The sequence below is a fragment of the Acidocella sp. KAb 2-4 genome (assembly GCF_020567705.1).
Taxonomy (GTDB): domain Bacteria; phylum Pseudomonadota; class Alphaproteobacteria; order Acetobacterales; family Acetobacteraceae; genus Acidocella.
Window position 1 is genome coordinate 59,127 of the sequence record NZ_JAJDJU010000007.1, and the last position, 17,075, is coordinate 76,201.

Below are 17,075 nucleotides of genomic sequence, written 5' to 3' on the forward strand. Positions count from 1 at the left end.
CCAGATCAAAGTTTTTTGCGAAAATTTTTGCTTTGGTGCCTGCCCGGTTGACATCAGGCAGGGCAATGGACGGCACGGTTATCGAAGACAAAGCGACTCCCTATCAGCGTCTCGGCGGGGCCGAGGGCGTGCGCCGGCTGGCGGACGCGTTTTACGACGTCATGGAGCGCAACCCCGCTTATACCGAGTTGCGCGCCATGCACGAGGCCGATCTCGGCCCGATGCGCGAATCGTTGGCTGGGTTCTTCTCGGTCTGGCTCGGCGGCCCGCGCGACTGGATCGAGAAGCGCGGCGGCTTCTGCATCATGTCCCGCCACGCCAAGATGAACGTGACTAAGGCCACCGCTCGGCAATGGATGGACGCGATGCGCGACGCCCTGCGCGAGATCGGGGCCGAGACCGAACTTGCTGAAAAAATGGACGATGCGCTGAGCCAGCTGGCGATGGCGATGTCCTGGCGCGGCGAAACGCGCTAACCACCCGGCCCGGCGGGGCTTTAAGCCAGAGAAAACAAGGCTGACATTTGCACGCCCTGGGTTGAAGCCCGGGGCGGCTGGCATTATGCACGCGCCATTCAGGACGGAACAGGCGAGACATGGCAAGCATTGGCGATCTTTCAGGCAACGAGGCGGCGCTGGCGCGGCAGGCGGAGATCCTGGCCCAGCCCCTGACCGAGGAGCGCATGATGGCCAACGCCATCCGCGCCCTCGCCATCGACGCCGTGGAAGCCGCCAAATCCGGCCATCCCGGCATGCCGATGGGCATGGCCGACGCCGCCACCGCGCTATGGACGCGGGCGATGAAATTCGACGCCGCCGATCCCGGCTGGTGGGACCGCGACCGTTTCGTGCTCTCCGCCGGGCATGGCTCCATGCTGCTCTACGCGCTGCTGCACCTCACCGGGCATGAGGGCATGGGCATCGACCAGATCAAGAATTTCCGCCAACTGCACGCCGCCGCCGCCGGGCACCCGGAATATGGCGAGCATCCGGCCATCGAGATGACCACCGGCCCGCTGGGCCAGGGCCTCGCCACCGCCGTTGGCATGGCGCTGGCTGAGCGCATGCTCGCCGCCAAATTCGGCAAGAGCCTGGTCGATCACCGCACCTGGGTGGTCGCCGGCGATGGCTGCCTGATGGAGGGCGTGAGCCACGAGGCCGCCGCCCTGGCCGGGCATCTGAAGCTGAACAAGCTGACCGTGCTGTGGGACGACAACTCGATCTCCATCGACGGCGCCACCGGCATGGCCACCTCCGAGGACCCGCTGAAACGCTTCGCCGCCTATGGCTGGGCCACCAAGCGCGTGGACGGGCATGATTTCGCGCAGCTCCAGGCCGCGCTGGCTTTCGCGCAGAAATCCTCGAAGCCCACCATCATCGCCTGCCGCACCGTGATCGGGCTGGGCGCGCCGTCCAAGGCGGGCACCGCGGGGGTGCATGGCGCGCCGCTGGGCGGGGCCGAGGCCGAGGCCGCCAAGCGCGCCCTGCACTGGCCGCATTTGCCCTTCGTGGTGCCCAATGAGGTCTATCACAACTGGCACGAGGCCGGGGCGCGCGGCGCCGCGCCGCGCCGCGCTTGGCTCAAGCGCCTAGCCAAGCACCCGATGCGCGCCGAGTTCGAGCGGGTGATGCAGGGCAAGCTGCCCGAGGGCTGGGCCGAGGCGATGTCCGCCTACAAGGCGCAGCTGGCCGAGAGCAAGCCGAAACTCGCCACCCGCCAGTCCAGCCAGAAGGCGCTGGAGGTGCTGGTGCCCGCCATCCCCGAGCTGGTCGGCGGCTCCGCCGATCTCACCGGCTCCAACCTCACCCTGGTCAAGGGCATGGCCGGGGTCGAGCCGGGCAATTACGCCGGGCGCTACATCTATTACGGCGTGCGCGAGTTCGGCATGGCCGCGGCGATGAACGGCCTCGCCCTGCATGGCGGGCTGATCCCCTATGGCGGCACGTTCTTCGTGTTCTCCGACTATATGCGCCCGGCCATCCGCCTTGCGGCGCTGATGCGCGTGCGCGCCATCCATGTGCTGACGCATGATTCCATCGGCCTGGGCGAAGACGGCCCGACCCACCAGCCGATCGAGCATCTCGCCTCCTTCCGCGCGATGCCGAACGTGCTCACTTTGCGCCCGGCCGACGCCATCGAGACCGCCGAGGCCTGGGAGGTGGCGATCCGCAACACCACCGGGCCCAGCCTGCTGGTGCTCTCGCGCCAGGGCGTGCCGGCGCTGCGCGATGTCGCCAACGGCAACAAGACCGCCCGCGGCGCCTATGTGCTGGCCGAGGCCGAGGGCGGCCAGCGCGCCGCCACCATCATCGCCACCGGCACCGAGGTGTCGCTGGCCATGGCCGCGCGCAAGGCGCTGGCGGCGCAGGGCGTGCAGGTCGCCGTGGTCTCCGCGCCGAGCTTCGAGCTGTTCGCGCAGCAGAGCGCCGAATACCAAGCCGAAGTGCTGGGCAGCGCCCCGCGTGTCGGCGTCGAGGCCGCCTGCGGCTTCGGCTGGGAGCGTTGGCTGGGCCAAGGCGGGGTGTTCATCGGCATGACCGGCTTCGGCGCTTCGGCCCCGGCGGAGGTGCTGTATCAGCATTTCGGCATTACCGAGGCGGCGATCTGCCAAGCCGTCACCGGGCTTCTCAACGGCTAAACCAAAACCATATCCAAGTAACGGAGCGAGAATAAAAATGGCTGTGAAAATTGCAATCAACGGGTTTGGCCGCATTGGCCGTCTGGTCCTGCGCGCGCTCATCGAGTCCGGCCGCACCGACGTGGAGCCGGTACTGATCAACGATCTCGGCTCGGTCGAGGACAACGCCCATATGTTCCGTTACGACTCGGTGCATGGCCGCTTCCCCGGCACCGTCGAGGTCAAGGGCGACAGCCTGGTCATCACCCATAACGGCCGCACCTATGGCCCGATCAAGGTGAGCGCTGAGCGTGACCCGTCCAAGGTGCCCCTGCAGGGCGTGGACGTGGCGATGGAATGCACCGGCCTGTTCACCAAGCGCGAGGCCGCGGCCCAGCTCCTCGCTGCGGGCGCGCGCAAGGTCGTCGTCTCCGCCCCGGCTGACGGCGTGGACGCCACCATCGTGTTCGGCGTGAACCACAAGACCCTGACCAAGGACATGCAGGTGATCTCCAACGCCTCCTGCACCACCAACTGTCTGGCCCCGGTCGCCAAGGTGCTGCACGAAAACTTCGGCATCGAGCGCGGCTACATGGTCACCATCCACTCCTACACCGGCGACCAGAAGACCGTGGACACCCTGCACAAGGACCTGCACCGCGCCCGTGCCGCCGCGCTCTCCATGATCCCGACCTCCACCGGCGCCGCCAAGGCCGTTGGTCTGGTGCTGCCGGAGCTGAAGGGCAAGCTGGACGGCACCGCCATCCGCGTACCGACCCCCAACGTGTCGCTGATCTCGCTCGACGTGGTGCTGAAGAAGCAGGGCACCGTGGAAGAGATCAACGCCGCCATGAAGACGGCTTCCGAAGGCGAGCTGAAGGGCATTCTCGGCTACTCCACTGACAAGCTGGTGAGCCAGGACTTCAACCACTGCCCGGCCTCCTCCACTTTCGACGCGCCGCAGACCACCATCGTCGATGGCGGCCTGACCCGCGTGCTGTCCTGGTACGACAATGAGTGGGGCTTCTCCAACCGTATGTCCGACACCGCCGCCTATTTCGGTGCGCTGTGAGCAACACGCTCGATGATGTGAAGGTGCAGGGGCGGCGCGTGCTGCTCCGCGCCGACCTCAACGTGCCGGTGCATGAGGGCAAGGTGAGCGACCTCACCCGGCTGGAGCGTCTCGCCCCCACCATCCGCGAGCTGTCGGAGAAGGGCGCGAAGGTGATCGTGCTCTCCCATTTCGACCGCCCGAAGGGCAAGCGCGTCGAGAGCATGTCGCTCAAGCCGATCGCCGAGGCGCTGGCCCAGGTGCTGGGCAAGCCGGTCGCCTTCGCCGAGGATTGCGTCGGCCCGGTGGCGGAAGCCGCCGTCGCCAAGCTGCATGACGGCGACGTGCTGGTGCTGGAGAACACCCGCTTCCACCCCGGCGAGGAGGAGAATTCCCCCGAATTCGCCGCCGCCCTGGCCAAGCTGGGCGATATTTTCGTCAACGACGCCTTCTCCGCCGCGCACCGCGCCCATGCCTCCACCGAGGGCGTGGCGCATCACCTGCCGGCCTTCGCCGGGCGGCTGATGCAGGCCGAGCTGCATGCGCTGGAGCAGGCCCTGGGCCACCCGCAGCGCCCGGTGGCGGCGATCGTCGCCGGCTCCAAGGTCTCGACCAAGCTCGACCTGCTGAACAACCTGGTCGCCAAGGTCGATATCCTGGTGATCGGCGGCGCCATGGCCAATACCTTCCTGGCGGCCCAGGGCGTCAATGTCGGCAAGTCGCTGCAGGAGCCTGACCTGCACGAGACCGCGCGCAAGATCATGCAGACCGCCGCCGCCAAGGGCTGCGAGATCATCCTGCCGCAGGACGTGGTGGTGGCCGAGAAATTTGAGGCCAACGCCCCGACCCAGGTGGTGAAGGTCGACGCCATTCCGCACAACGCCATGGCGCTCGATGTCGGCCCGGCCACCGTGGCCGCCTTCATCCACCGCCTGCCGGAGATCAAGACGATCATCTGGAACGGCCCGCTCGGCGCCTTCGAGACCAAGCCGTTCGACGCCTCGACCAACGTGCTGGCCGAGGCCATCGCGCTGGCCACCAAGGAGGGCAAGATCGTCTCCGTCGGCGGTGGTGGCGACACCGTGTCGGCGCTGAAGCTGGCCGGTTACCATCAGCACATGACCTATCTCTCCAGCGCGGGCGGCGCCTTCCTGGAGTGGATGGAAGGCAAGGTCCTGCCCGGCGTGATCGCGCTGAGCAAGGATCTGTCGAACATGGGCTGAGACCCCGAACCTTGGCGTGCAAATCCAGCCGAAGGCATGAGAGGGGTCCCGTAGCGGACCCCTTTTTTGCGGCCATGGGCAAAAGAGAGTTTCGATGATTTCGCGGCTGCAAGCCTTTGCGCTGATTTTTCTGGCCGTCATGCTCTGGGGCTGGGCGCCGGTCGGCACCCGCTACATGCTGGGCAACGACCATGCGGCGCTGCCCTGGGCCGCCTTTACGGGTTTGCGCTACGGGCTGGCCGCTTTTTGCTTCCTGCCCTGGCTATTGCGGGCGCTGCGCCGCTGGCCCCGGCGTGAATTAATGTTCGCCGCGTTTTGCGGCCTGACCGGTGTGACGTCGTATAATCTCGCCTATGCGTTCGGCAGCCGCACCGTCTCGGCCGGGATGGTCGGGCTGATCACCGCCACCGAGCCGCTGCTCATCGTGCTGCTGATCAGCCTGCGCAACCGCCGCCTGCCCGGCGGGTGGACGGTGCTGGCCGGGCTGACCGGCTTTGCCGGCATCGCCCTGCTGGCGGGCAGCGCCGGCCCGGCCCAGGGCGATTGGCTGGGCATGGCGCTGGTGCTGTTCGCCGCTTTCACCTGGGCCTGGTATTGCGTGCTCACACCGCCGCTGCTAGCCGGGCGGCCGGCCGTTGAGGTGTCGGCGGTGACGATGACGGGCGGAGGGGTGCCCCTGCTCCTTGCCGGGGCGCGGCAAATGCCACATCTGCTGACGCAGATGGACCCGCCGCGCTGGGCGATCGTGCTGGGGCTGGTATTTGGACCGTCGGTGCTGGCGATGGTGGCGTGGAACAAAGGCACCAGCGCCCTCGGGCCCGAGGCCTCGGGCTGGTTCCTCTATCTGTTGCCGTTGGTGGCGCTGGGGGGCGGGGCGCTGTTGCTGGGCGAGAAGCTCACCCTCATGGAACTCGCGGGCGGCGTGCTGATCCTGCTTTCTGTGTTCCTCAGCCAGCGCGCCCCGGCTCGGGTTTAGCGCGGCGGCGGCTCCGGCGCGCGTTCTTCCTCGTCATCCTCATCCACCTGCTGCGGGATCTTGTAGCTGTCGGTCAGCCAGCGGCCGAGATCGATATCGGCGCAGCGCTTGGAGCAGAATGGCTTGTGGCCGGGCGCAGCGGGCTTGCCGCAAATCGGGCATTTCATCGGGACAACAGCTCATGCAAAGGCGGCCGGACGCGCCGCCGGTTGATCTCGGCGAAGCCGAGATGGGAGAAGCCGAGCAGGCTCGGGCGCAGCGGATCAGCGCCCAGCGCCGCGCGCAGGGGCTCGGCCAGCTTCTGCCGCTGCGCCGGTTTCAGCCCGGCGAAATCGATCAGGATCCCACCCGAGAGGTTGCGCAGCACGATCTGGCGGCAGAGTTCGGGGATGACGGCGAGGTTCAGCGCCAGCGGGTTGGCCGCACTGGCGGGCCCGGCGTCGATATCGAGCAGCGTGGCGGCCGGGGCGGGGGTGATGTGCAGGCGCGCGCCCTGCGGCAAGGCGGCCTCCGGCTCGGCCAGGGTGGCGATCTCATCTTCCAGCACCGCGTCGAAGGCCTGGGGGCTGTGGCGTATCCGCCCCTCCAGCGCCGGGCGCAGCTCGGCGATCAGCGCGTAATCGTCGAGCAGGATCTCCTCGCCCGGCAGGCTTGCCGCCAGCTCCAGCAGCGGGCCGGGGCCGCGCCGCTTCAGGCTGGGCGCGTCGCCGGGCGGTTCGTCCGCCACCGCCAGCCGCGGCCCCTTGCCGCCCTGCGGCGCGCGGGTGACGCGCACGGCCACATAATCGCCGATGGTGAGGCTCTTGCCTCCGGCGCTGTCCGGCAGAAACCCGGTTTCCGCGCCCAGGTTGAGAAAGCGCCCGGCCAAAGCCGGCATCACCGCCTCCACCCGGCCGGTATAGACATCGCCCACGCCATCCGGCGCGGCCAAGTTCCAGAGCCAGTATCCGGCCAGCATATCCCCGCGCAGCAGAGCGACGCGCACAAATTCGCCGCGCCGGGAGGCGGCGATCATGCCCGCTGCCAGCCCAGCCCGCGCAGCAGCGCCGCGGTTTCATGCAGCGGCAGGCCGACCACGCCGGAATAAGACCCGGCGATGAAATCGATGAAGGTCGCGGCGCGGCCCTGGATGGCATAGCCCCCGGCCTTGCCCCGCCACTCGCCGCTGTCGAGATAATCGCGCAATTGCGGCTCATCCAGCCGCGCGAAGCCGACCACGCTCTCCACCACCCGGCGCGCCACGCGGCCATCGGGGGCGCGCACCGCCACGCCAGTGAACACTTTGTGCCGCCGCCCGGAGAGCAGGCGCAGATAGGCCTCGGCCTCGTCCCGCGCCTCGGTCTTGTGCAAAATCCGCCGGCCGGCCGCCACCACCGTATCGGCGGCGATCACATAGGCATCGTCCTGCGCTGATAATTTGGCGAGCGCCATGCGCGCCGCATAGGCGCGCGGCAGCTCCCCCGGGGCGGGCGTCTCGTCGATCTCGGGGGCGAAAATCCGGTCCGGCGTAATGCCGATCTGCCGCAGCAATTCCAGCCGCCGCGGGCTGGCGGAGGCCAGACTTACTTGAAGCGGAATGTGATCCGGCCCTTGGTCAGGTCATACGGGGTCATCTCGACATTCACCCGGTCCCCGGCCAGCACGCGGATGCGGTTCTTGCGCATCTTGCCGCTGGTATGGGCAAGGATCACGTGGTCGTTGTCCAGCTTCACGCGGAACATCGCATTGGGCAGCAGCTCGGTCACCATGCCGCTGAATTCGATCATATCTTCTTTAGACAAATATACCTCTGATACTGTTGGAGCGCCTGCGTTCACATGGGCCGGGTTTTTGTTCCGGTCAAGTTGTCCCCAGGCGGATGGCCACGGAGCGGGCATGCGCGCCCAGCCCCTCGGCCTCGGCCAGGGCCACGGCGGCGGGGCCGATCTCGGCCAAGGCCGAGGGCGGCACGCTGAGATGGGTGGTGCGCTTCATGAAATCGTACACCGACAGCCCGGAGGCGAAGCGCGCCGTGCCCGAGGTTGGCAGCACATGGTTCGGCCCAGCCACATAATCGCCCACCGCCTCGGGCGTGCTGCGCCCCAGGAAGATCGCGCCCGCGTGGCGGATCTGGTTGAACACACGGTCCGGCTCGGCCAGCATCAGCTGCAGATGCTCGGGCGCGATGCGGTTGGCCAGCTCCACCGCCTCGTCCCACTCGCGCACCAGGATGATGGCGCCGTGGCGCGACCAGCTTTCGCGCGCGATGGCGGCGCGGGGCAGGGTGGCCAGCGCCTCTTCCACCGCGCTCTCCACCGCCGCGGCCAGGGCGCCGCTATTGGTGATGAGGATGGATTGCGCGTCCTCGTCGTGCTCGGCCTGGGCCAGCAGGTCGATGGCGATATGCGCGGGGTCGCAGCCATCCTCGGCCAGGATCAGCACTTCCGACGGCCCGGCGATGGAGTCGATGCCGACCCGCCCGAATACCTGCCGCTTGGCCTCGGCCACATAGGCGTTGCCGGGGCCGACGATGCGGTCCACCGGGCGGATGCTCTGCGTGCCATAGGCCATCGCCGCCACCGCCTGCGCCCCGCCGATGCGGTAAATCTCGGTCACCCCGGCCAGCGAGGCCGCGGCCAGCACCAGCGGGTTGAGCTCGCCATCGGGCGCGGGCACGCACATGGCCAGCCGCCGCACCCCGGCCACCTTGGCCGGAATCGCGTTCATCAGCACCGAGGACGGATAAGACGCCTTGCCCCCCGGCACATACAGCCCGGCGGCGTCCAGCGGCGTCCAGCGCATGCCCAGCCGCGCCCCGGCATCGTCGGTGAACTCGAAATCGCGCGGCAACTGCATGCGGTGGAAGGTCTCGATTCGCCGCGCCGCCAGGGCCAGCGCCTCGCGCAGCGCCTTGGGCGTGGCGGAAAACGCGGCCTGAATCTCATCACGCGAGACGCGCAGGCGCTCGGCGCTCAATTCCACGCGGTCGAAGCGTTTTGTGTAGTCGAACAGCGCGGCATCGCCCTCGGCGCGCACGCGCTCGATGATCGCGGCCACGGCGGCGCTCACCTCGGGCTGGGTGACGGCGCGGGCCAGCAGCGCCTGGAAGGCGGGCTCGAAAACCGGGCTCTTGGTCGATAGCAGCTTCATGGCGTCAGGGCCTTCCGGAATGCCTCGATCCAGGCGCCGATCTCGTCGGGCCGGGTTTTCAGCGCGATGCGGTTCACGATCAGCCGCGAGGAAACCTGCGCGATCACGTCGGTTTCGACAAGGCCATTGGCCTTGAGCGTGCTGCCGGTCTGCACCAGATCGACGATCAGCCGCGACAGCCCCAGCCCCGGCGCCAGTTCCATGGCGCCGTTCAGCGGCACGATCTCGGCCTGGATGCCCTTGGCGGCGAAATGCTTCTTGGCCATGTTCGGGTATTTGCTGGCCACCCGGATGCGCGAGGCGCGGGTGAAATCGGTCTGCCCGGCATCGTCCTTGGGCTCGGCCACCGAGATGCGGCACTGCCCGATGCCGAGATCCAGTGGCGCGTACACCTCCGGATAGTCGAACTCCATCAGCACATCGGACCCGCAAATGCCGATCTGCGCCGCGCCGAAGGCGACGAAGGTGGCGACATCGAAGGAGCGGACGCGGATCACGTCCAGCCCCGGATGGTTGGTGGGGAAGCGCATGCGGCGCGAGGATTCATCGGCGTAATCCGCTTCCGGAAAAATCCCGGCGCGGGCCAGCAGCGGACCGGCGTCCTTCAGAATGCGCCCTTTGGGCAAAGCAAGAACGATCGACATGGCGCTGGCCTTACCATCCGGGGCAGGGGGAAGCTAGGGTGGCGGGCGGTTCAACTCATGTTGAATTCATGCTTCTGCACCCGCAAAATCCAGTCCGCGCTGGCTTCGTCCGCCAGCTTCTCCAGCCCGGCGCCGGGGGGCAGGTCGCAGCGCAGGGGCAGCCCGGCCGCCTCGGCGATCGCGCGCAGGGCGATGTTGATATCCGCCTCGAACGCCTCGTAGCGCAGCCGCAGCGGGGTGATGCCCTGGCAGGAGAACCAATCCTCCCACAGTCGGTTTTCGGCGGCGATGTTGCGCATGATCTGGCGGAGGCGCGGCAGGTCGAATGCCGCCGCCGCCTCGGCCGCGGTGAGGCGCCGATGCGGCTGGCCGGGGCGGGCGTGCCAGATGTTCAGCACCTCGCCGCGCAGCAGCGACACCGCCTGCGCGATGGCATTGCGCCGCTCGATGAACACCACGCGCAGCCGCGGAAACAGATGCGGCACGGCGGGGGCCAGCGGGGCGAGGTCGTGCCAGGTGGTCTTGAAGATGAAGGCCGGGTCGGGGTCGGCGAACAGCGCGGCCAGATAAGCGGCGAAACCCTCAACCCCGCGCCGCGCCCGCTCCTGCGCCGCCGGGCCGCGCGGGCTGAGGATTTCCGTGGGCTCCACGCTTTGCCCGGCCGCGTGCAGCGCGGCGCAGAGATGCGTGCTGCCGGTGCGCGGGGTAATCGCCAGCATTACCACTGGCTTGGGGCAGGTGATGCCCGCGAAATCCCGCGCCCGCAGCGCCTCGAAATCCGGAAAGACCGCCTCCAGCCCCATTACCGCCCCGTTTGCAACCTCGCCGCGATTAGACGCAACGCCCGCGCGGCGGCAAGGGGGATTAGTGGACGAAGCTGGGCACCATCTCCTGCTGGATGATCGCAGCCGCCGCCAGCTTCGCATCCGGGGCGATCGCGATCGGCGTGCCGTCCGCCGCGTGGATGGCGAAGGCCGGGCCCTGCTCGGTCATCACCGGCTTCACGAAGGCGATTTCCTCCATGCCCAGCATAGCGAGCTGGGACGGGGAAATATGATGAATGTCCAGCACCGTGCCGGGGACGAAATTGGCCGTGCCGTCATGGTTTTTGATGTTCATCGTGATATCCTTTCTGGCCGCTGGGGCCGCAGAACGATCACACAGCGGCAATATGTCTCTTTTATGCCCGCCGCGGCCTTAGCCCCCGGCGTTTTCCACATCCCTGTCCACCACCCGCGCCGGGGCCACGGCCTTGCCCTGACCACGCGAGATGGGGATCGTCTTCACCACCGGCTGCGGCACGGGGCGCACGAGGTCCACATGCAGCAAGCCGTTATCAAGCCATGCGCCCTTCACCTCGATCCCTTCGGCCAGCACGAAGGCGCGCTGGAATTGCCGGGCCGCGATGCCTCGGTGCAGGAAGATCCGCCCCTGCGCGTCGTCAGTCTGCCGCCCGCGAATGACTAATTGGTTATCCTCGAGCGTGATTTGCAGGTCGTCCATGGTAAAACCGGCCACCGCCAGGGTGATGCGCAGCGAGACCGGGCTGAGCTGCTCGATATTGTAGGGCGGATAGCCGTCCGACGAAGTTTTGGCGGCGCGTTCGATCATCTGCTCCAGGTGGTCGAAGCCGAGAAATAAAGGCGAGGTGAATACGCGTGTATTCATAACGTAAGGGCTCCCCCGAGTTGAGCGAAGCAGGTTGATGGACCCCGAAGGCGTCCGATAACCATGTTGTCATAACTGGGGCGGGATGCAAGAGGCGCGTTGCAGGCGCGGGGCCGGCAGACTACATCCTGTGGCATGTTAGAGACACATAGCGAAGCCGAGTTGCTGCCCATCCTGATCTGCCCCGACCCCAAGCTGCGCAAGGCCGCGCGCGCGGTCACGCCTGACGACGCCGAGGAGCTGCGCGAGCTGATCCCCGATATGTTCGCCACCATGTATAAGGCGCCGGGCATCGGGCTGGCCGCGCCGCAGGTGGGGCGGCTGCTCAGGGTCATCACCGTCGATGTCGCGCCCAATGACGAGCCGGCCCCGATCGCGCTGATCAACCCGGAGATCATCGCCAAATCCGAGGAGACGGCGGTGCATCAGGAGGGCTGCCTCTCGGTGCCCGACCAATATGCCGAGGTAACGCGCCCGGCGCGCGTGGCCGTGCGTTACCTGGATGAGAACTGGACCAAGCGCGAGATTGAGGCGGATGGCCTGCTCTCCGCCTGCTTGCAGCACGAGATCGACCATCTCAACGGCGTGCTGTTCGTCGATTACCTCACCCCGCTCAAGCGCAATATTCTGCTCCGCAAGCTGGCCAAGGCGCAGAAGGACAAGAAATGAAGCTGGCCTTCATGGGCTCGCCGGATTTCTCGGTTCCGGCGCTGCAAGCCCTGGTGGCGGCGGGGCACGAGGTGGCGGCGGTCTACGCGCAGCCGCCCAAGCCCGCCGGGCGCGGGCAGAAGGAGCAGAAATGCCCGGTGCATCAGGCCGCCGAGGCGCTCGGCCTGCCGGTACGCACCCCACGCAAGCTGCGCGGCAATGACGAGGAGCTGGCGGTTTTCCAGTCGCTCGGGCTGGAGGCCGCGGTGGTCGCCGCTTACGGGCTGATCCTGCCGCAGGTCTTTCTCGATGCCCCCAAGCGCGGCTGCCTCAACATTCATGCCAGCCTGCTGCCGCGCTGGCGCGGCGCGGCGCCGATCCAGGCCGCCATCGCCGCGGGCGATGCCGAGACGGGCATCACCATCATGCAGATGGAGGCTGGGCTGGATACCGGCCCGATGCTGCGGCGTGAGGCCCTGCCCATCGGCGCGCACGACACCGCCGCCGACCTGCATGACAGCCTGGCCGAAATCGGCGCCAAGCTGATCCTGGCCGAGCTGGCCGCCCCCAGCGCCCCGGTGGCGCAAAACGAGGCCCTGGCCAATTACGCGCCCAAGCTCACGCGCGAGGATGCGCGGCTGGATTTCACCCAGCCCGCCGTGGTGCTGGAGCGGCGCATCCGCGCCTTCACCCCCTGGCCCGGCGCGCTCGGCCTGCTGGGCGACATGGTGATCAAGATCCTGGCCGCCGAGGTGGTGGCGGGCGAGGGTATCCCCGGCACGATCCTGGATGATCAGCTCACCATCGCCTGCGGCGAGGGGGCGCTGCGCCCTACGCGGCTGCAACGCGCCGGCAAGGCGGCGATGGCCACGGCCGATTTCCTGCGCGGCTTCACCCTGCCCGAGGGAGCGCGGTTTTATTGAGCCTCTGGGCTTTAGAGATCGAGTATGACGGCCGGCCCTTCATGGGCTGGCAGCGGCAGAAACACGGCCTCGCCATCCAGCAGGTGGTGGAGGAGGCGGCTGCGCGCCTGCGCGGCGGCGCGGAGGTGACCGAGGCCGTCTCCGCCGGGCGCACCGATGCCGGGGTGCATGCGCTGGCGATGATCGTGCAGATCGAACTGCCCGGCCTCACCCCCTTCCGCATCCGCGAGGCGATGAATTTCCACCTCAAGCCGCACCCGATCGTGGTGCGGCGCTGCTGCCCCGCGCCCGAGGGGTGGAATGCCCGCTTCTCCGCGCTCTGGCGCTCCTATCGCTACATCATCTCCAACCGCGCCGTGCCGCCGGCGCTGGAGGCCGGGCGGGTCTGGCATGTGCGTCAGACGCTGGATGCGGCGCTGATGCACCGCGCCGCGCAGCATCTGCTCGGGCATCACGATTTCTCCTCGTTCCGCGCCGCCGCCTGCCAGGCGAAATCGCCGATGCGCACGCTCGACCATCTGGCCGTGTGGCGCGAGGGCGAGAAGATCATCGTCGAGGCGCGGGCGCGCAGCTTTTTGCACCATCAGGTCCGCAACATGGTCGGCAGCCTGGCGAAAGTGGGCGATGGCAGCTGGCCCGAGGCGAAGCTGGCCGCCGTGCTGGGCGCCAAGTCGCGCGCCGCCGCGGCGATGACCGCGCCTGCCGAAGGGCTGTATTTCACCGGCGTGGCCTATGAGCCGGGGCTGAATCTGGTCTAACCTCCCCGCACACCGGGAGTCGCCATGCCACACGCCGATTTCGTGCATCTTCGCGTCCACTCCGCCTTCTCGCTGTCCGAGGGCGCGATCAAGCCGGACAAGATCGCCGCGCTGGCCAGGGATGACGCGATGCCGGCGGTGGCGATCGCCGACACCTCCAACATGTTCGGCGCGCTGGAATTCTCTCAATACTGCACCGGCGCCGGGGTGCAGCCCATCATCGGCTGCCAGCTCGGGCTGAAGCGCGAGGGGCACAACCTGCCGCCCGACCATGTCGTGCTGCTGGCGCAGAACGAGGCGGGCTACGCCAATCTGCAACGCCTGAGCTCGGTCAGCTTCCTCGATGGCGATGGGGTGAAGCCGCAGATCAGCCGCGAGGCGCTGCTCGCCCATGCCGAGGGGCTGTTCCTGCTCACCGGCGGCGTGCAGGGGCCCATCGGGCGGCTGCTGGCCGAGGGGCAGATGGAGGAGGCCGCCTCCTATCTCGCCGTGCTGGCCGAGGCCTTCGCCGGGCGCATCGCGGTGGAGTTGCAGCGCCATGGCGAGGCGCTGGAGGCGGCGGTAGAGCCGGGCTTCCTGCAACTGGCCGAGCGGTTCGCGCTGCCCATCGTCGCCACCAATGAGTGCTTCTTCGCCAAGCCCGAGATGTATGAGGCGCATGACGCGCTGCTCTGCATCGCCGAGGGGCGCGTGCTGGCCGAGAAGGACCGCCGCCGTGTTACCCCCGAGCATTGGTTCAAGCCCGCCCGGCTGATGCGCGAACTCTTCGCCGATCTGCCCGATGCCTGCGACAATACCCTCGCCATCGCCCAAAGCTGCGCGGTGATGGCGCAAAGCCGCAAGCCGCTGCTGCCCACCTGCCCGAAAGTGCGCGACGGCGCGACCGAAACAGAAACGCTGCGCGCCATGGCCGAGGAAGGGCTGCGCGCGCGCCTCGCCTTCGAGGGCATCTCCGGCGAGGCCGAGAAGGAATATTGGGAGCGCCTGGAATTCGAGCTGGGCATCATCATCCAGATGGGCTTTCCCGGCTACTTCCTGATCGTGTCGGACTTCATCCAATGGGCCAAGGATCACCGCATTCCGGTGGGGCCGGGGCGCGGCTCGGGCGCGGGCTCGTTGGTCGCCTGGGCGCTACGCATCACCGACCTCAACCCGCTGCGCTACGCCTTGCTGTTCGAGCGCTTCCTCAACCCCGAGCGCGTCTCGATGCCGGATTTCGACATCGATTTCTGCCAGGAGCGGCGCGACGAGGTGATCAGCTACGTGACGCGCGAATACGGCGCCGAGCGCGTGGCGCAGATCATCACCTTCGGTAAGCTCCAGGCCCGCGCGGCGGTGCGCGATGTCGGCCGCGTGCTCGGCCTGCCCTATGGCCAGGTGAACAAGGTGGCCGAGCTGATCCCCAACAACCCGGCCAAGCCGGTGACGTTGCGCGAGGCTATCGACGGCGAGATCAAGCTGCGCGAGCTGCGCGATTCCGATGAGGGCCTGGCCCGGCTGATGGAAATCGCGATGCAGATCGAGGGTCTGTACCGCCACGCCTCCACCCATGCCGCGGGCGTGGTGATCGGCGACCGCCCGCTCGTCGAGCTGGTGCCGCTGTATAAAGACCCGCGCTCCGATCTGTTGGTCACGCAATATTCCATGAAATACGTGGAACAGGCGGGGCTGGTGAAGTTCGACTTCCTCGGCCTGACCACGCTCACCATCATCGACCGTGCGCTGAGCTTCCTGCGCCAGCAGGGCGTGGATCTCGACATCTCGAAAATCCCGCTCGACGACAAGAAGACTTACGAGATGATCGGGCGCGGCGACACTGCGGGCGTGTTCACCTTTGAAACCGCGGGCTACCGCGCCGCCTTGCAGCAGATGCGCCCGGACCGCTTCGAGGATCTCGTCGCCATCCAGGCGCTCAACCGCCCCGGCCCGATGGCCAACATCCCCGATTACTGCGCGCGCAAGCGCGGCGAGCCGTGGGAAGCCCCGGACCCGGCCATTCACCACATCCTGGCCGAAACCTACGGCATCATCGTGTATCAGGAACAGGTGATGCAGATCGCCCAGGTGATGGCGGGCTACACCCTCGCCGGGGCCGATTTGCTACGCCGCGCCATGGGCAAGAAAATCCGCGCGGAGATGGACAAGCAGCGCGAGATCTTCTGCGAGGGCGCGGCCAAGCAGGGCTTCACCGCGCAGAAGGCCAACGAGATATTCGACCTGATGGCGAAGTTCGCCGATTACGGCTTCAACAAATCACACGCCGCGGCCTATGCGCTGGTCTCCTACCAGACCGCCTATCTGCGCGCCAATCATCCCGTCGCCTTCCTCGCCGCCTGCATGTCGCTGGCCATCACCAACACCGACAAGCTGGCCGTGCTGCGCGGCGACGCGATGCGCTCGGGCATCAAGGTGCTGCCGCCGGATGTGAACAAATCCGGCGCCGATTTCATGCCCGAAATGTTGGAGGATGGCGGCTACGGCATCCGCTACGCGCTGGGCGCGATCAAGCGCGTCGGCGTTGGCGCCATGGAAGAGCTGGCGAGGGCGCGCGGTGACAGGCCGTTCCGCGATCTTTCCGATTTCTCCAGCCGCATCGACGCCAAGACGCTGACCCGCGCGCAAATCGAGATCCTGGCCAAGGCGGGGGCGTTCGACATGTTGGAGCGCAATCGCGCGCGCGTTTTCGCGGCGGCGGAGACGATCATGCGCGCCGCCCATGCCGGGGCCGAGGAACGCTCCTCCGGCCAGATCGGGCTGTTTGGCGGCGGCGAGCCGGAGCCGATCCGCCTGCCCGAGATGCCCGACTGGCCGGAATTGGAACGCCTGGCCAATGAGGCGGAGGCGATCGGCTTCCACGTCTCCGCGCATCCGCTGGACATGTATGCCCAGGCGCTCAAGCGGCTCGATGTGGTGCCCTCGGGCGCGATCCAGCGCCGGGCCGAGGCCGGGGCCTGCCGCATCAAGCTCGCCGGCACGCTCGGCGCCAAGAAGGAACGCATCACCCGCACCGGCAGCCGCATGATGTGGGCGACACTCTCCGACATGCAGGGCAGTTTCGAGGTCACGCTGTTCTCCGAGGTGCTCAACCGCTCGCGCGAGTTGCTGGAAGACGGCGCCGCCCTGCTGGTCACCGCCGATGTGAAGATGGAGGGCGAATCGCTGCGCATCACCGCCAGCGATGTCAGCCTGCTCGACAAGGCCGCCGCCGAGGCCGGGGCGGGCATGAAAATCTGGCTCGACCGCACCGAGGCGCTGGGGCCGATCAAATCGCTGCTGGAGCGGGAAGGGCGGGGCAAGGGCCGCGTGGTGCTCGCGCCCAAAACCGGGGTGGAGCAGCGGCTCGATATCCGCCTGCCTGGAGGCTTCAATGTCTCGCCCCGGCTGGCGCAGGCGATGAAGCTGGTGCCCGGGGTTGAACTCGTCGAAGACGTATAAGGG

18 protein-coding genes are annotated in these 17,075 nt (G+C 67.8%); 9 read left to right on the top strand and 9 right to left on the bottom strand.

Annotated elements, in window-relative coordinates; all coding sequences use genetic code 11:
- Positions 1-65: 65 nt before the first annotated feature.
- The 5 genes from LI953_RS06720 to LI953_RS06740 all read left to right on the top strand — a co-directional run bounded on the left by LI953_RS06720 (position 66) and on the right by LI953_RS06740 (position 5,867).
- Complete coding sequence (locus LI953_RS06720; RefSeq protein ID WP_227075277.1) at positions 66-476, top strand: group II truncated hemoglobin; 411 nt, start codon at positions 66-68, stop codon at positions 474-476.
- Positions 477-595: 119 nt separating this feature from the next.
- Positions 596-2,638: a transketolase gene (gene tkt, locus LI953_RS06725; protein WP_227075278.1), complete on the top strand. Its 2,043-nt coding sequence runs from the start codon at positions 596-598 to the stop codon at positions 2,636-2,638.
- Positions 2,639-2,675: 37 nt separating this feature from the next.
- On the top strand, positions 2,676-3,689 hold the full coding sequence (gap, locus tag LI953_RS06730) for a type I glyceraldehyde-3-phosphate dehydrogenase (protein ID WP_227075279.1): 1,014 nt from the start codon (positions 2,676-2,678) through the stop codon (positions 3,687-3,689).
- Entirely contained in the window at positions 3,686-4,891 is a 1,206-nt protein-coding gene (locus LI953_RS06735) for a phosphoglycerate kinase (RefSeq protein WP_227075280.1), read from the top strand. The genes gap and LI953_RS06735 overlap by 4 nt, the downstream gene beginning before the upstream one ends.
- Before the next feature lie 94 nt (positions 4,892-4,985).
- Complete coding sequence (locus LI953_RS06740) at positions 4,986-5,867, top strand: DMT family transporter (protein WP_227075281.1); 882 nt, start codon at positions 4,986-4,988, stop codon at positions 5,865-5,867.
- On the opposite strand, the gene LI953_RS06745 is transcribed toward LI953_RS06740, so the two are convergent.
- From LI953_RS06745 to LI953_RS06785, 9 genes are all read right to left on the bottom strand, one after another.
- Positions 5,864-6,034 carry a DNA gyrase inhibitor YacG gene (locus tag LI953_RS06745; protein ID WP_227075282.1) on the bottom strand — a complete coding sequence of 57 codons (171 nt, stop codon included), beginning with the start codon at positions 6,032-6,034 and terminating at the stop codon, positions 5,864-5,866. The two genes, LI953_RS06740 and LI953_RS06745, sit on opposite strands and share 4 nt — an antisense overlap.
- On the bottom strand, positions 6,031-6,882 hold the full coding sequence (locus LI953_RS06750) for a ribonuclease E/G (RefSeq protein ID WP_227075283.1): 852 nt from the start codon (positions 6,880-6,882) through the stop codon (positions 6,031-6,033). Before LI953_RS06750 ends, LI953_RS06745 begins: the two co-directional genes overlap by 4 nt.
- Entirely contained in the window at positions 6,879-7,403 is a 525-nt protein-coding gene (locus LI953_RS06755; RefSeq protein WP_255643095.1) for a nucleoside triphosphate pyrophosphatase, read from the bottom strand. Before LI953_RS06755 ends, LI953_RS06750 begins: the two co-directional genes overlap by 4 nt.
- A gap of 26 nt (positions 7,404-7,429) precedes the next feature.
- The gene (gene infA, locus LI953_RS06760) at positions 7,430-7,633 is read right to left on the bottom strand and encodes a translation initiation factor IF-1 (protein ID WP_370635769.1); all 204 of its coding nucleotides are present in this window, start codon (positions 7,631-7,633) and stop codon (positions 7,430-7,432) included.
- 73 nt (positions 7,634-7,706) lie between these two features.
- Positions 7,707-8,996: a histidinol dehydrogenase gene (gene hisD / locus LI953_RS06765; protein WP_227075284.1), complete on the bottom strand. Its 1,290-nt coding sequence runs from the start codon at positions 8,994-8,996 to the stop codon at positions 7,707-7,709.
- On the bottom strand, positions 8,993-9,640 hold the full coding sequence (gene hisG, locus LI953_RS06770; RefSeq protein ID WP_227075285.1) for an ATP phosphoribosyltransferase: 648 nt from the start codon (positions 9,638-9,640) through the stop codon (positions 8,993-8,995). Before hisG ends, hisD begins: the two co-directional genes overlap by 4 nt.
- 50 nt (positions 9,641-9,690) lie before the next feature.
- Positions 9,691-10,443, bottom strand: coding sequence for a Stf0 family sulfotransferase (locus tag LI953_RS06775; RefSeq protein ID WP_227075286.1), 753 nt, complete (start codon positions 10,441-10,443; stop codon positions 9,691-9,693).
- A 61-nt stretch (positions 10,444-10,504) separates the two neighbouring features.
- Positions 10,505-10,759: a DUF1150 family protein gene (locus LI953_RS06780; RefSeq protein WP_227075287.1), complete on the bottom strand. Its 255-nt coding sequence runs from the start codon at positions 10,757-10,759 to the stop codon at positions 10,505-10,507.
- A 78-nt stretch (positions 10,760-10,837) separates the two neighbouring features.
- On the bottom strand, positions 10,838-11,308 hold the full coding sequence (locus LI953_RS06785; RefSeq protein WP_227075288.1) for an Hsp20 family protein: 471 nt from the start codon (positions 11,306-11,308) through the stop codon (positions 10,838-10,840).
- A gap of 135 nt (positions 11,309-11,443) precedes the next feature.
- Here LI953_RS06785 and def point away from each other — a divergent pair, with 135 nt between their 5' ends.
- The 4 genes from def to dnaE are packed head-to-tail and all read left to right on the top strand — an operon-like array spanning position 11,444 to position 17,072.
- Positions 11,444-11,977 carry a peptide deformylase gene (def, locus tag LI953_RS06790; protein ID WP_227075289.1) on the top strand — a complete coding sequence of 178 codons (534 nt, stop codon included), beginning with the start codon at positions 11,444-11,446 and terminating at the stop codon, positions 11,975-11,977.
- Positions 11,974-12,879, top strand: a complete 906-nt coding sequence (gene fmt / locus LI953_RS06795) for a methionyl-tRNA formyltransferase (RefSeq protein WP_227075290.1) — start codon at positions 11,974-11,976, stop codon at positions 12,877-12,879. Before def ends, fmt begins: the two co-directional genes overlap by 4 nt.
- Entirely contained in the window at positions 12,876-13,637 is a 762-nt protein-coding gene (truA, locus tag LI953_RS06800; protein WP_227075291.1) for a tRNA pseudouridine(38-40) synthase TruA, read from the top strand. Before fmt ends, truA begins: the two co-directional genes overlap by 4 nt.
- Before the next feature lie 24 nt (positions 13,638-13,661).
- Positions 13,662-17,072, top strand: a complete 3,411-nt coding sequence (gene dnaE, locus LI953_RS06805) for a DNA polymerase III subunit alpha (protein WP_227075292.1) — start codon at positions 13,662-13,664, stop codon at positions 17,070-17,072.
- The last annotated feature ends 3 nt before the right edge of the window (positions 17,073-17,075 follow it).